This is a genomic window from Pelosinus fermentans JBW45 (assembly GCF_000271665.2).
GTDB lineage: Bacteria > Bacillota > Negativicutes > DSM-13327 > DSM-13327 > Pelosinus > Pelosinus baikalensis.
In genome coordinates this window covers 849389-863669 of sequence record NZ_CP010978.1, presented here as the reverse complement: position 1 = coordinate 863669, position 14281 = coordinate 849389, and the positions used below count along the sequence as shown (strand labels likewise).

The window sequence follows — 14281 nt, the reverse complement described above, 5'->3', positions numbered from 1 at the left end:
TCGTTCCCTCTTATCTCGCCCCGCTGGCTATGGCAAGTCCATGGACGGATGCTGCCCCTGATTCTTTTAAGACCTTGGCACACTCATCTAGGGTAATGCCAGTAGTTATAATATCATCTACCAACAATATATGTTTATCCTTCACCAATAAAGGGCGCGTAATGACAAACGCGCCCTTTAAATTTTCTTTTCGCTTTGCCAGAGTTAGCTCCCATTGGGGAATGGTATGCTTGCCCCGTACTAATAGTTCTGGCATCCACTGTAGGTTTTCTTTCTTTGACCATTTCTTAAAGATAACCTCTGTCTGATTGTAGCCCCTCTCTCGCAGACGAGCAGTGTGTAATGGTACAGGGATTACATACTCAATCGTTGAAAATGTATGTGCTAGTTTACTGTTGGTTAATAGCCAATTTAGATGAATCCCATATTTCTTTTGTTGACGAAATTTCATATCGTGAATAATCCGCTTTAGACCTCCTGTGTATTCGCATACCACGCGACAGGAGTCTAAGGCTTTTAGCCGATGCTCCAGAACATTAATTTCTCGAACCGCGAAAATGGCGGATAAACAGGAAGAGCACCATGCCCCATGCTCCTGCACCAAGGTTTTACAATAAGGGCACTTTGGCGGATAGAGGATATTCAAAAAGGTCTTCCAATAGCTACTAATCACACCAATGCAGCCTCCTTATGCAATCATGGGTACGACGAACACACCCCGTCGCTGCGCGCCACCCCTCTCTAAAGGGGAATGGATTTTGGGAGCCGGACTCAAGATGAACGCATACGCTGCTACGATAGGCTGGTTTTCTCTGGTAGGGATTTTAAACTATTCCCCTCTAGAGAGGGGTGCCCGCAGGCGGGGTGAGCCCGTTTTCTCCCTCATACTTACAAATCCACATCTTAATAGCTTCTACTACACCTGCTAAATTTTTCTTTACATCACTATCATGAAACCTTAAGAAATGAATTCCTAATGACTCCAGCCTTTTTTGTCGTTGTATATCATAGACAATCTTCTCATTATGGGTAACTCCATCTATCTCAATTGCTAGCATTAATTCATGGCAAAAGAAGTCAACAATATAATTTTCAATCGGTTTTTGGCGGTGAAAGCTATAATTCATCATTTGTTTACCCTTTAGTTGTTGCCAAAGCAATACTTCGGATAAAGTACTGTTTTGACGAAGCTGTTTTGCTAGCTCCTTTAGTTTGGGATTGTATGAAATGATCTTTTCTTTAGACAAAACATTTCATCCCCTTATACTCTCTACTTGCAAGAAACGACGAACACACCCCGTCGCTGCGCGCCACCCCTCTCTAGAGGGGAATTTTAAAAAGCCATTTCTGATGGATTGTGTGCATTTAGTGTTTCACTGATCCATTCTTTAAGAAGGTGATTAAAAACTATTCCCCTCTAGAGAGGGGTGCCCGCAGGCGGGGTGTGTTTGTTTCCGTCTTCAGGCAACATTACAACTCTTCTCCTCGCAGGCGTTCTGCCAGGAGGGAATAGCGTCTTTTGGTGCGATCGTTGGATAGAGCGGTGTTGAGGGCGGCTTTGCTGCCTAGGAGGACCACTCTTTCTTTAGCTCTTGTTACAGCGGTATACAGCAAATTGCGCTGCAGCATAATGTGATGTCCTGAAATCAGGGGCATAATGACTACAGGATATTCGCTGCCTTGGCTTTTGTGTACACTCATGGCATAGGCAAGATGCAGTTCATCAATCTCTCCTCGTTCATAGATCACATTCTGCTCTGGATAGCGAACGGCTACTCTGCCGTTTTGAATGCCTGTAATGAAGCCAATATCTCCGTTATATACCCCTTTGGTATAATTATTTTTCATCTGCATAATCTTATCGCCTTCCCGCAATACCTGATTGGCACCAGAGATAGATGCTTTTCCTTCTCTTTCTGGATTTAGTGCTTGTTGGAGCAGCTTATTTAAATTCTCCACACCGCACACCAATCGATGCATGGGCGCCAGTACTTGTACATCATAGGAAACATTAAAACCTTCTTTTGGAAGATGCTCATGGCATAAATCTACAATGGCATCAGCCACAGCATCACTGTCATTGATTTCAAGAAATTGAAAGTCCTTGCTGCTTTTAAAGTCAGGCAGCATCCCCCGATTAATCTGATGGGCATTCATAACAATCATACTTTCACCAGCCTGACGGAAGACCTCTGTCAAGCGCACTACGGGCACAGTCGTTGAGCGGATAATGTCTTTCAGTACAGATCCGGGACCAACAGCAGGCAGCTGGTCTACGTCACCTACTAAGATGACTCGGCAGCCATCTGGTATCGCCTGAAGAAAAGAATTCATCAGCGAAATATCCATCATGGAAACTTCATCAATGATGACCACTTCTGCATCTAATGGCTCATTCTCATTGCGCATAAATAAAGGTGCTCCCTCGACTCCCCCCGTGGATTCCAATAGCCGATGAACGGTCATTGCTTCTCGGTCCGTAGCCTCACTTAAGCGTTTTGCAGCCCGCCCAGTAGGTGCCCCCAAAAGCAGCTTAAAGCCTTGATTTTCTAAAACATCCAGCATACCCCGTACAACGGTAGTTTTACCCGTACCAGGTCCACCCGTTAAGACTAAAACGCCATGCAGTAACGATGATAATACAGCTTCACGCTGGGCGTCTGCCAAGGTGATTCCTGATTGCTTCTCCCAGCTGTCAACAATAGCCGGTAAATCTTCATCAGGGGCTTGTTTGGCTCGATCTTTTAAACGCAATAATCGATCCGCTACCCTTTTTTCTGCATAATATAAATGGCGGGGATAGATTAGAGTCATTCCATGAAAATCTTCTACACATAAACGGCTCTCTTGAATTAATGAGGATACATGCCTGGCTACATCTACGGGATCAACCAGCAGTAACTTGGCAGCTTCCTGTACTAGAGTCTCTTCCGGTACACAGCAATGGCCTGCTTGGGAAATCTGCAGCAAAGCAAAATCAATCCCTGCAGTGATCCGTTCCTCATGATTGCGTTCTAAGCCCAAAGACATGGCAATTTGATCTGCCGTACGAAATCCAATGCCTTGTACTTCTTGCGCCAATCGATAGGGGTTTTCTTGTAATACACTAATTGCCAAAAATCCGTACTGGGTAAAAATCTTGCCTGCATAGGCACCTGTTACGCCATTCATTTCCAGAAATAACATGACTTCATGCATTTCGGATTGCTGGGAATAGGCATCATGAATCGCCTCAGCTTTCTTTTTACCGATCCCTTCTATTTCTTGTAAACGCTTGGGCTTTTCTTCGATGATTTTCAACGTATCTAAGCCGAATTGCTTTACTAAACGTGCCGCCATGGCTGGACCAATACCTTTAATGGCACCTGAGGCCAAAAAACGTTCGATGCCTTTCACACTGGCTGGTGCCACTTTTTTAAAGCTGGCTACCTTAAATTGACGGCCAAAACGGGCATGCTCCGCCCATTCTCCTGTTAGCTCCAGCTGTTCACCCACTAAAGGCACCAGCATGTTGCCGACCACAGCGACAGTGCCATTCTCATTGGCTGGCTTTAGCTTAAAAACAACAAAACCATTATCGGTATTATGAAATATTATATTTTCTACGGTACCTTCTAAATGTTCCACAGCATTACTCCACTTTTAAATAATATCAATTCCTTTTTTATTCGCAAGTTTCTGCCTAAATCCTGCCAAGGGAGGAAAATAACCAGATATTGTACAATAGCAGGACTAGACAGTCGTTAAAATTCGGTGTATCTTAGAGAAATATACACTAAGAAAAATATAAAGGGGTTTTTACAATGACTACTTATAATACAGCTGGCGTATGTGCCAAAGAAATAGATTTTGAGTTGAAAGATGGAATTGTAACCAATGTACGATTTAATGGCGGATGTCCTGGGAATCTGCAGGCTATAAGTGTATTAGTGGAGGGCATGCCCGCTGAAGAGGTTATCAAAAAACTAAAAGGCATTACCTGCGGACAAAAGACGACTTCCTGTACGGATCAATTGGTAAATGCAATATTGGAACAGATGAAGGAAAAGCAAGATAAAAAAGTTTGAAACGCGAAGATGCAAAGGCAACGAAGGGTATGCCAGCTTATTCTTCGTGCACCTTCGTACCTTCGCGTCTTCGCGTTTCGTTATTTTTTTATAAACAAATCCCCCCAGCGCATCGAAGCGATGTGCTGGGGGGATTTCACTTTAAAATTTTGTTGCGATGGTCTTGGACAGTTCATTGATACTGGCAGTCAATTCTTCCAGTTTCCCTTCGATTCGCACTAATAAGTAAAGGCTAATCACTATGGGAAATCCGAAATTGGCTGTGTAGGTTAATAATTGATCCATGAGCATACCTCCTTCTCTATAACGAAGAACAACACACCCCGCCCTTGGGGCACCCCTCTCTAGAGGGGAATTGGGAATGATGAAAATTTGAACCGCGAAGATACGAAGCAGCGAAGGGTAAGGAAGAAATAAGTATCCCTTCGCGGTTCATTGCTTTTTTACTTAACACTGGTTATACCAATACTGCGGTATCCTTGCTATTGATGCGTGCTTCCACGATCTGAGACAAATCTCCGGTTTTGCTTTCAAAGACTTGTTTAGCGATAATGTCCTCCATGACCGTTTTCACTTCTGCCAGAGTCAGGTTTTCTTTCGGATCTGCAATGCTTAGCGTGACTTCTTTGCCACCTTCACTGCGAAAAACCATTTCCAGTGTTTTTGCCATTGCCACTCACCTCCTTACTAACCGATTTCTCAAGAACACTTAAGCATTTACTAAATTGCCTTCGTCTTGTCTGCTAATGCCGATTACTGCATGGGTCTGCAAATTAGCAATTGCTTGTGCTACTGCATACACATCTGCATCTGCAGCACTTACTTTCACATTCTTATAGCTTCTTTGACGCTGCACTGGCTGACCATTGGCATTCACACCGTTTTCAATCGTAATTACCATTTTGCTGGTTTGCGGTAATTTATTCACTGCCATTCCTCTCACCCCCTTTCACTGCTATACATTCCGGAACATAGGATCTTTAAACGTGCAAATCCTCGCTGCCGCAGATTATATACCGCTTGGGTGGTGACTCCCAGGGATGCTGCCACATTTGTTAATGTTTCCTGCCCAATTACTGTTTTTAAAATAACTTGCCGCTGTTTGCCGGGCAATGTTTCGATGGCACTCCTAAGTTCATGAGACAGCCACCGATTTTCCACTTCTCCTGCTACATCCGCATTGTCAGGCAAGTAGGCAAAAGAATCGACCTCTTCACCCTCCTGACCCCCTTCCACTTGCTCCTCCTGCCAGATACGACGTTCCTTTTTAAACAAATTCCAAATCGCAAATTTAACCTTACTATTCACATATCCAGCAAAATGAACGCCGCTGGTTTCATCATAGGTCTTTACAGCTTGAACTACCGCTAACCAGCCTTGAGCTTCTGCCTCATCAGCAATCGGCCGTAAATGGGCCTGATGTGCATACTTTTTAACCAACCCGGTAAAGCAAGTACAAATTTCGTGGAAAGCCTCTCTGTCACCCATTTGAGCATTTCTAACCAACTGATGTAATTCCATTATTCTCACCTTATGGCGAGAAACCGGTTCCTCTTATATTAGCGCTGACTTCAATCTATCACGCCATCATAAACAAAACAAAAGCCGACCTGCATGTCACTTGACACACAAGTCGGCTTTAAAATAAAAAAATTGTTGAAACACGAAGGCGCGAAGACGTGCAAAGAACACGAAGATAAGTTTAATAATGTCCCTTCGTGTTCTTCGTGTCCGCGCTAGCGCTTCGCGCCTTCGCGTTTCACGTTTTTTGTCTTTTTGCTGCCTTATTCTTCCGTTAACTCCACCCAGGCATCGTACTTTTCAGCTAGAGCCTTTTGGGCTTTGCTGTATTCATCTGCCAATTGCTGGCTGGCATCTTGATCTTCGTGGCTGGCAGGATCGTTGAGACGGTACTCTAAGGTTTTAATCTCTAATTCCAACATGGCAATTTCACCTTCCAGCTTCTGCTGGTTCTTTAAACTCTTGTCTTGATCTACCTTTCGCTGTCGCGGTCGCTCATTCTTTTTGACAATGGATTCCTGCTTGGTAATTGCCACTTGGGCTGTAGCGGCTTGTTTCTGCTGGATTAACTTCTTCTCCCGATAGTAGCTATAGTTGCCAGCATATTCCTCTAATTTCCCATCCGCTAATTCCACCATACAGTTTGCTACTTTATCCAGAAAATATCGATCATGAGATACTGTCAGAAAAGTACCGGGAAAGCTTAAGATTGCTTCTTCCACTGCTTCTTTTGCAGGTATATCCAAATGATTGGTCGGTTCATCCAAAATCAAAAAATTAGCTCCTGTGAGCATGAGCTTAAGCATTGCCAGCCTTGATTTCTCGCCGCCGCTCAATTCACCCACAATCTTAAAAACATCATCTCCCCGGAATAAAAAAGCTCCTAGATAATGCCTTGCCCGCTCTTCACTAAAGCCATATTCATGCATGATTTCATCAACAATTCGGTTTTTCCCATTCAATCCTTCATGTTCCTGAGAAAAATAACCAACCTTCACCCTGCTGCCAAGCTTCACCCTGCCGCTAACGGGCGTCAATTCACCTGTCAGAAGTTTCAATAATGTAGTTTTTCCCGCCCCATTAGGTCCCACTAAAGCCACGCCATCACCCTTACGAATCAAGAGGGATACTTTTTCAAAAATCTTCCGCTCCCCATAAGCAGCAGACGTCTCTTCCAGTTCAGCTACCCGCTCCGCACATTCACTGGGCGGATTAAAGCCGAAAAAGTCAAAACGGGCAATATTGGCAGGCAATACAATCCGTTCTAAGCGCTGCAGCTGTTTCTCCCGCCCTCTGGCTTGCTTGGACTTAATCCCAGCCTTATACATTCGAATGTATGCTTCTGTTTTCGTAATATGATCTTGCTGTTTGTCATAGGCATTTTCCAACGCCGCCATGTTTTCAGCTTTTTGCTGCATATAGGAAGTATAGTTGCCTTTATAAGCCGTCAAGGCTTTATTTTCTAACTCAATCACCCGATTAACCACTTTATCCAAGAAATAACGATCATGAGAAATGATGAGCACGCCCCCTGGATATCCGCTAAGGAAATCTTCCAGCCACTCCACCATTCCAATATCCAAATGATTAGTAGGTTCATCCAAAAATAAAAAATCAGGCTGTCGAATTAAGGCTCTTGCCAAACAAATGCGAGTTTTTTGCCCGCCTGAAAAGGTCTCAATCCGCCTTGAGAAATCCTCCGTAGTAAAGCCTAAGCCAAAGGCAACGCGGCGAATATTGTTCTCATATTCATAGCCCCCGCCCCGCTCAAATTTGTCTACTACTTTTGCATATTCTTTCATCAACCCATCTAGAGCACTTTCCTCCTTTGCGGCTGCAATCGCCTGCTCTAATTCATGCATTTTATCCTGGCAAGCCAATATATCAGCGTAAGCAGAGCATAATTCTTCATACAGCGTTCCCTGATGCAAAGTAGAATCCTGCTGCACATAACCAATGTTCTCACCGATCGGTACTGCCACACGGCCACCATCAATGGCTTCCAGCCCTAGTAAGCAGCGCATGAGCGTCGTCTTACCTGTTCCATTGGCACCAATTAACCCAATGGTATCTCCCCGGTCTAACTCAAACGCCACATTGGTAAATAAGGTCTCAATACCAAAAGCTTTATGTAAACCTTCCACTCGTAATATTCCCATCGATCCACCTCAAACAAACCTCGTAAGGCTGTACTTATTCTTATAACATTATACCCGGCACAGGTAGGACCTGCAAGGGATGAAGAAAGAAACGAGGCACAGAGGCAGAGGATTGCTTCGCTATGCGCTCGCAAAATGACAGAGAGGTAAAGAAAAACGGTTGAAACACGAAGACGCAAAGACGCTTACGCGTACACGAAGGACACAAAGGAGGATTTGAGATAGGGATTGCTTCGCTGTGCTCGCAATGACAGGCTAATGGACTGATGACCAGCAAGCTCCATAACAAAAAAGAGACACAGTGGGTACAGGAATGTATCCCCTCTGTACCCACTGTGTCTCTGAAGTTAAAAACCTTACTTTCCCTACTCAATCGTACAAATTGCATCAGGACGACGTACTAATAGAGCTGCTGTTTCTAATACTCTAAAAGTATGATTCATATTGGCTGCTCCCATATAAGAAGTAGTCATATCCTGACCAACTGCCAAGTTCACATTATGACCGCCAGTAGCTAATACTACAGCTTTGTTGCCACTAATCGTGTTGGAGTAATATACTCCGCCAGTAATTAAGGCTTTCACCTGATCCAATTCCAACATTCCAGTATTGCCATATACCCGTACCATACGACCAAAGAGAAGGGGACTCACTACCATAGCATAAGGACCATAATGTCCAGCCTCACTCAAAGCACTAACGGCTTTTACCGCATCTGCCAAAGCGCTGCCTGGTTCATCCCAATTGCTGATTTTTACAGTTTTTCGTCCCTGTACATTCAGCAATCCGACCTGGCCGAGTTCTTTATTGCCATTGAAAATCAAATTATCTTCCTGAACCGCTACATAATTCGCAGCTACCGCAGCAGTGCTAACATCAAGAGGCAGTCCCATATGACGATCCGCTTCCACATCCCGCCACATAATTCTAAAATCTTTGTAGAGCATCGGTACACTCGTCGTCGCACGAGAACTAGGCGCTACGATAAAATCTTCCTGCTCTCCCACCATATCAATGCCAGTAGATGAAGTTCCGCTAAAAATCGAATATGGAATCGTATATACTCCAGGACCCATAGGTCCTAACACTTCAATCACTCTTCTGCCTACCAACATACGACGAGCCGTATTAACAACTGCCTCATCAATCTTTGACCATTCCGTCTCCGTCAATGGTGCTGAATCCCGATCTAAAATATCCATACTATCTCTCCTCCCTTTTCAACCTATTTTTTACCGAATAGATTACCGATGGTTGCAACTTTCTCATCCACATCGGTTGAAGCTCCACTTACTACTCGATCTTCTTGCGCCATGGTGTGGTCCTCGGCGAATTTCTCCCGCTGAATGACATCAATCCGGGCTAAGAGATGAGTAATCTCTGCGACATGCTCTTTTTCATCATCCCGAATATGCTCTAACAGTTCTCTAACTTCCTCATTATCAATCCTGTCAATATGAGCCTGATATTGATTAATCGCTTCCAATTCTCCAATTAAATCTTCACGCAGCCAAATGATTACCTGCTCTAAGCCAGCATCTTTTACACTTTCATCTTTGGTTTCAGTTTTGCTATAAGCCATAATTCATCAACTCCTTATCCAAAATTAACAATAGACCCTTCGCCACAATTCCCAAAAGCTGCATTGCAAACCAAGGGTCTGTTTGATTATCCTTTCGACGCGCCCCATGATTTTCCTTGTATTCTTTTTACTTTTATTAATATTCTTCATAGCTACTTTCAATTACGCGACATTTTACTTCATCACACACCATATCGCAAAAAGGGCAGCGTACAATGTTCTCATCATGAGAGCCAAATACCCCGCCGCATCGGGTGCATTTATAACTGCTTTCTCCATGATCGACCCGCTCATTTAGCAATCGGATTCCCCCCTTATTCACTTCATATTATTAAAGTATGTGAAATAATAGGGCTGTCTATGCAAAAAAACGTTACAGTAAAACTCTTGTTATTTTACCTAAATTTTGTTATTATAAAAATAAAAACCGAACACACGTTCGATAATAAGGAGTTCTCTATGTTAAAAAAATTACCTATTTTTAATCATATTGCTGCCATTCTTCCCCACTATACTTCGGAAGGTGACACTACTACTATTATTACAACAGACGGCAAACATACTTCCACTGCTACTTCCATTCGTACCGTCTTGCGACGTTTAGCCCATAGCCGCGCTATGGATCTTACAGCCTTAAGACAGCACACGATCCTTGCCACCGGTCAAAGAATTTTGCAGCCACTGCCTATTGCTCCAGGACTTGTCCTATGCCCTATGAAAACAAGGATTCCCAAAATAGCAGGCGATACGAGTACCGGATATATTAATTATCATGCCGTAATGGGTGTGGCTGAAAATAATCTTAGTTCGTATCAAGCGGTCATAACACTAACTGGGAATACAGACATTCCTGTATATTGGACCTCAACTACGGTAAAAAAGCATTTGCAATCTGCCAAACTAGCAATGTCTTGTACCGCCCAGTCGCCGGATTCTCATCCCAATCTCATGCCCATTGCTCAGAAACTTGTGGAGATTATTTATGATATTTTGGTGTTGAAACATGGAAAAGAATGAGAATCCCATCTTCACCTAGCTGCTCTTTTGAGCATGACGTCTTGATAATCTTGACGCAATAGGCCACATACGGCAACCATAAAGTCATCGATGCTCATGCGATGTGCCAGATCCATGACGTGAACTACACTGCCGCGGCACAGGGCAATGGCATCACTTACTGGCCTTATCTCTTCCGAAAACATTACCACTTTCATAATCGGAATATCTCCGACCAATCGTTCTAAAATCAGTGCAGTAAAATCATCCGAACTCACGTCCACCACGACAATGTCACAATCTACCTCTGCCCGTTCGATCTCATGGGCCAAATAACGCAGCAGATCTTCTACTCTGTAATCTAAATTTCTTACCACAATTAAGAAACTACAGCTTGGTACTGACACGAGGCGAGGCTCCAACCACCATTTCCACAAATCGCGAATACAATACCACATTCCATACATAGCCAAGGACAATAAAATTACACTCGCTGTATAGGAAAAAAACAAAATATCCTACCCCCTTTATCATTGGGATAGGATATGATATGCAAATTGCTATAAAAGGTGATTTACTCTAAGATTACAAGTTTATGCTTTATGGCATACAGCACAGCCTGGGTACGATCATTTACGCTGATCTTGCGGAATATATTGGTAAGATGATTCTTGACCGTCTTCTCACTTAAGAATAAGCTCTTAGCAAGTTCCTGATTACTCAGTCCCCGGCATACCCCTTGCAATACCTCGTATTCCCTATAGGTTAAGCCTTCTTCTCTACGGCTGATCGTCCTGACTACTTCACAGGCCTTTTCTTTTTCCTTATCCTGCTGAGTACGACTAAACTCATTAAAGATTCGTTTTGCCAAGGTTGGATAAATATAGGATTCGCCAGCGTATACCGTACGAATGGCTGTAACTAACATACCCGGTTCAATATCCTTTAACAGATACCCGACAGCACCGGATTTTATCACTTCCATTACATAACTTTCATCATCATGCATAGTTAAAACAATGATTTTAATCGCTTTTTCTTGCTCATTAATTTTTTTTATAACTTCCAAGCCATTCATACGGGGCATATTTATATCCAGCAAAAGGATATCCGGAGTTAAAGCAATGGCTTTTTCTACCGTTTCGGCCCCATCACAGGCTTCACCAATTACTTGAAAATCATCTTCTAAATTCAGCACGTTTATTATCCCTTGCCGTAATAGGGCATGATCATCTGCAATCATTATCTTAATCGCCACAGCTACCGCCTACCTTTCAGTAATAAAATTCTCCAAAAATAGTAAAAATCCTGTTACAAGTAACAGGATTTTTTTGGAAATATCTTCTTTATTTTTTTAAAGCCTTTAACCTAGGCCCCATTAGGCGCTTATATGCTTCTACTCCCGGTTGATCAAAAGCATCAACATTCGCCAATTCACCTTCATAAGCGACGGACAATGCCAACATATATAACAATTCTCCTAAATGATAGGCATTCAAGGAAGGCAGTATCAACGTGGCATTAAAGCGTTCATCATTAATCAAAGCTTCTGCGTTGGCCTCTCGCGCTACATCCAAAGCCTGACTCAAATAGATAGAAGATATTTCAGAAAGCTTGGAGACAGTAGGGAACACATCAGGAATCATAGCATCCTGCTCCCACTTAGTCACCTTAACAAACTGAACCACCTTATCTTTCTTACCATCTTGATGCTGCTGTGTCTGGGCATGCATATCCGTTGTTCCAACGGCTACAATTGGAGTACGACCATAAAATACTTCTGCTCCTTCACGACTTGTACGTTTGCCTAAGGATTCAGCTAACAGCTGTACATACCATTCTGCTACTGATTTTAAATAATCTGCATAAGGCATGAACACTTCAATGTCCCGCCCGTATTTTTCTGCAGCAATAAACTTTAAAGCTGCATTTAATTTTGCTGGATTTTTGTATATATCTGAAGTCTGACATACCTGATCCATGGCTTGTGCACCGGACAAGAACGCATCAATATCCATGCCGATGCAAGCAGCCGTCACTAAACCGACTTCCGAGAAAATACTAAATCTGCCGCCCACACCATCTGGAACGCTAAAGGTCGGCCAACCTTGCTCCTCGGCTAATTTTCCCAATAAAGTAGCCTTCTCACCTTTTGCTGGATCTGTTACCGCGACCACTTCAATATTCAGTAATGGCTCTTGTTGTTTTAACGCATCATACATCACCATGAAAGTCGACATCGTATCTAGGGTGCCGCCGGATTTTGAAATCACCACTAAAACCACTTTATAGGTATTAGGCTGACCATGAACAGCTTTCAGACGGGCTTCTGTGATCAGATGTTCTACCATATCTGCAGTTCGTCTCGCATCAATGTTATTACCATTAAAGTATAGCTTCGGATAACCATTGCGTTCTTTTACACTTTTTGCATTCCAAAACTCACCGCAATGAACATCAAATAAGACCTTATTCCCTAAGTAAGAGCCGCCAATGCCAAACGTCACTACAGCATCCACTGTGTTTTTAAGAGAACTGCCAAATTCCTTTAACCTGGCAATGGATGCTGGAGAGTTTAGGTTACCTTCAGCCACATAAGGCAGTTGGGTAAATAACACTCTTTCCGGCGTACCATCTTTGGACAAATGCCCCCGAACTTCTCCTGTCGCCCGCATGGTTTCAACAGCCTTTTGTGCAGCAGCCAACTTTTCTGCTAAAGCCTCTACATCACTGGCAGTTACTTTACCAGCTCCATACAAATTACCATAGTCAAAGGAAAAACCCGAGGCTAATGTTAAACAATTTTCTTCTTTACTACCCATTAGACAACAACCTCCCTATATTTTTGCACACTTCCCTCCGATTCACTGCTAACTGCCGCTCTAATTCCCCTCTTGAGAGGGGTGGCACGTAGTGTCGGGGTGTGTTTAGCCACTATTTACTACAACCTGTATTCCCATCTTTCCCTGCCACCAGCGGACCGACCGTTTTGATCAAATATCGTAAAAAGTCATCCCGCAAATCAGGACGCTTCAGAGCAAATTCAATTGTCGCTTCCAAATATCCCTGCTTATCGCCCACATCATATCGACGACCTTCAAAATTATAGGCATATACCGAATGCTGCTCAATTGCTAAAGTACGGATCGCATCGGTTAACTGTATCTCTCCGCCTTTACCAGGAGGGGTCTTCTCCAAGATAGCAAAAATCTCAGGCTGGAGAATATAGCGGCCCATCACCGCCAAGCGAGAAGGTGCATCTGACATATCTGGCTTTTCTACAAGATCCACAGCCTGCCACACATTCTGTTTAATCTCCACAGGTTTTACAATTCCATAATTACAAACCTTATCCAGAGGAACCTCTTGTGTCCCAAGAATAGTACCATAACAATCATCATAGACACTCATCATTTGCTTTAAACAAGGAACACTAGCATCAATAATATCATCACCTAACAGCACAGCAAAAGGCTCATTCCCGACAAACTGCTTAGCACATAACACGGCGTGACCCAATCCCTTTGCTTCCTTTTGCCTTACATAATGAATCGTAACATCGGCAATTTCCTCTACCAAGTTTAACAAATCATACTTGCCCTGCTCTTTAAGCAGCATCTCCAGCTCTACTGACCGATCAAAATGATCCTCAATAGAACGTTTATTCCGCCCCGTAATAATAAGGATTTCTTCAATGCCTGACTGAACCGCTTCTTCAATAATATATTGAATCGCTGGCTTATCAACGATAGGCAGCATCTCTTTGGGCTGCGCCTTCGTCGCCGGCAGAAACCTTGTCCCCATCCCTGCCGCCGGAATCACCGCCTTGCGAACTTTTCCCAATCCTTTTCTCATCTTAGCACCATCCTTAGCTGTGATAATCATATTGTGCTCTTTTGTCATTGCAAACAGAGCAAATAGAACGATTTTACCGCAGAGACGCAGAGGACGCTGAG

General features: G+C 43.4%; 17 protein-coding genes. 2 read left to right on the top strand and 15 right to left on the bottom strand.

Going from position 1 to position 14281, the window contains the following annotated elements; genetic code table 11:
- Positions 1-10: 10 nt before the first annotated feature.
- From JBW_RS03555 to JBW_RS03545, 3 genes are all read right to left on the bottom strand, one after another.
- Complete coding sequence (locus tag JBW_RS03555; protein ID WP_007959141.1) at positions 11-673, bottom strand: ComF family protein; 663 nt, start codon at positions 671-673, stop codon at positions 11-13.
- 166 nt (positions 674-839) lie between these two features.
- Positions 840-1247: an endonuclease domain-containing protein gene (locus JBW_RS03550; protein ID WP_007959140.1), complete on the bottom strand. Its 408-nt coding sequence runs from the start codon at positions 1245-1247 to the stop codon at positions 840-842.
- A 223-nt stretch (positions 1248-1470) separates the two neighbouring features.
- Positions 1471-3627 (bottom strand): ATP-dependent RecD-like DNA helicase, encoded by a 2157-nt coding sequence (locus JBW_RS03545; RefSeq protein WP_007959139.1) that lies wholly within the window; start codon positions 3625-3627, stop codon positions 1471-1473.
- 176 nt (positions 3628-3803) lie between these two features.
- Here JBW_RS03545 and JBW_RS03540 point away from each other — a divergent pair, with 176 nt between their 5' ends.
- Positions 3804-4067 (top strand): TIGR03905 family TSCPD domain-containing protein, encoded by a 264-nt coding sequence (locus tag JBW_RS03540; protein ID WP_007959137.1) that lies wholly within the window; start codon positions 3804-3806, stop codon positions 4065-4067.
- A 141-nt stretch (positions 4068-4208) separates the two neighbouring features.
- Here the strand turns inward: JBW_RS03540 and JBW_RS23930 are convergent, their stop codons facing one another.
- The 8 genes from JBW_RS23930 to JBW_RS25180 all read right to left on the bottom strand — a co-directional run bounded on the left by JBW_RS23930 (position 4209) and on the right by JBW_RS25180 (position 9630).
- Positions 4209-4352 (bottom strand): YvrJ family protein, encoded by a 144-nt coding sequence (locus JBW_RS23930; protein WP_007930154.1) that lies wholly within the window; start codon positions 4350-4352, stop codon positions 4209-4211.
- Between the two features lie 172 nt (positions 4353-4524).
- Positions 4525-4737, bottom strand: a complete 213-nt coding sequence (locus JBW_RS03535) for a DUF2922 domain-containing protein (RefSeq protein ID WP_007959135.1) — start codon at positions 4735-4737, stop codon at positions 4525-4527.
- Between the two features lie 39 nt (positions 4738-4776).
- Complete coding sequence (locus tag JBW_RS03530) at positions 4777-5001, bottom strand: DUF1659 domain-containing protein (protein ID WP_007959133.1); 225 nt, start codon at positions 4999-5001, stop codon at positions 4777-4779.
- Positions 5002-5006: 5 nt separating this feature from the next.
- Complete coding sequence (locus JBW_RS03525; RefSeq protein ID WP_007959132.1) at positions 5007-5588, bottom strand: RNA polymerase sigma factor; 582 nt, start codon at positions 5586-5588, stop codon at positions 5007-5009.
- A 263-nt stretch (positions 5589-5851) separates the two neighbouring features.
- Entirely contained in the window at positions 5852-7747 is a 1896-nt protein-coding gene (locus tag JBW_RS03520; protein ID WP_007959131.1) for an ATP-binding cassette domain-containing protein, read from the bottom strand.
- 365 nt (positions 7748-8112) lie between these two features.
- Positions 8113-8949, bottom strand: coding sequence for a family 1 encapsulin nanocompartment shell protein (locus JBW_RS03515; RefSeq protein WP_007959130.1), 837 nt, complete (start codon positions 8947-8949; stop codon positions 8113-8115).
- A 23-nt stretch (positions 8950-8972) separates the two neighbouring features.
- Positions 8973-9329 (bottom strand): demethoxyubiquinone hydroxylase family protein, encoded by a 357-nt coding sequence (locus JBW_RS03510; protein WP_007959129.1) that lies wholly within the window; start codon positions 9327-9329, stop codon positions 8973-8975.
- A 136-nt stretch (positions 9330-9465) separates the two neighbouring features.
- Complete coding sequence (locus JBW_RS25180; protein ID WP_007930140.1) at positions 9466-9630, bottom strand: hypothetical protein; 165 nt, start codon at positions 9628-9630, stop codon at positions 9466-9468.
- Between the two features lie 158 nt (positions 9631-9788).
- Here JBW_RS25180 and JBW_RS03505 point away from each other — a divergent pair, with 158 nt between their 5' ends.
- A complete protein-coding gene (locus JBW_RS03505) occupies positions 9789-10346 on the top strand; it encodes a hypothetical protein (RefSeq protein WP_007959128.1) in 558 nt (185 codons plus the stop codon).
- A gap of 11 nt (positions 10347-10357) precedes the next feature.
- Here JBW_RS03505 and JBW_RS03500 read toward each other — a convergent pair whose 3' ends face one another.
- The 4 genes from JBW_RS03500 to galU form a co-directional block, all read right to left on the bottom strand.
- Entirely contained in the window at positions 10358-10837 is a 480-nt protein-coding gene (locus JBW_RS03500) for a hypothetical protein (protein ID WP_007959127.1), read from the bottom strand.
- Positions 10838-10899: 62 nt separating this feature from the next.
- Complete coding sequence (locus tag JBW_RS03495) at positions 10900-11583, bottom strand: response regulator (RefSeq protein ID WP_007959126.1); 684 nt, start codon at positions 11581-11583, stop codon at positions 10900-10902.
- An 88-nt stretch (positions 11584-11671) separates the two neighbouring features.
- Complete coding sequence (locus tag JBW_RS03490) at positions 11672-13147, bottom strand: glucose-6-phosphate isomerase (protein WP_007959125.1); 1476 nt, start codon at positions 13145-13147, stop codon at positions 11672-11674.
- 112 nt (positions 13148-13259) lie between these two features.
- Positions 13260-14168, bottom strand: coding sequence for a UTP--glucose-1-phosphate uridylyltransferase GalU (gene galU / locus JBW_RS03485; protein WP_200897023.1), 909 nt, complete (start codon positions 14166-14168; stop codon positions 13260-13262).
- Positions 14169-14281: the final 113 nt, after the last annotated feature.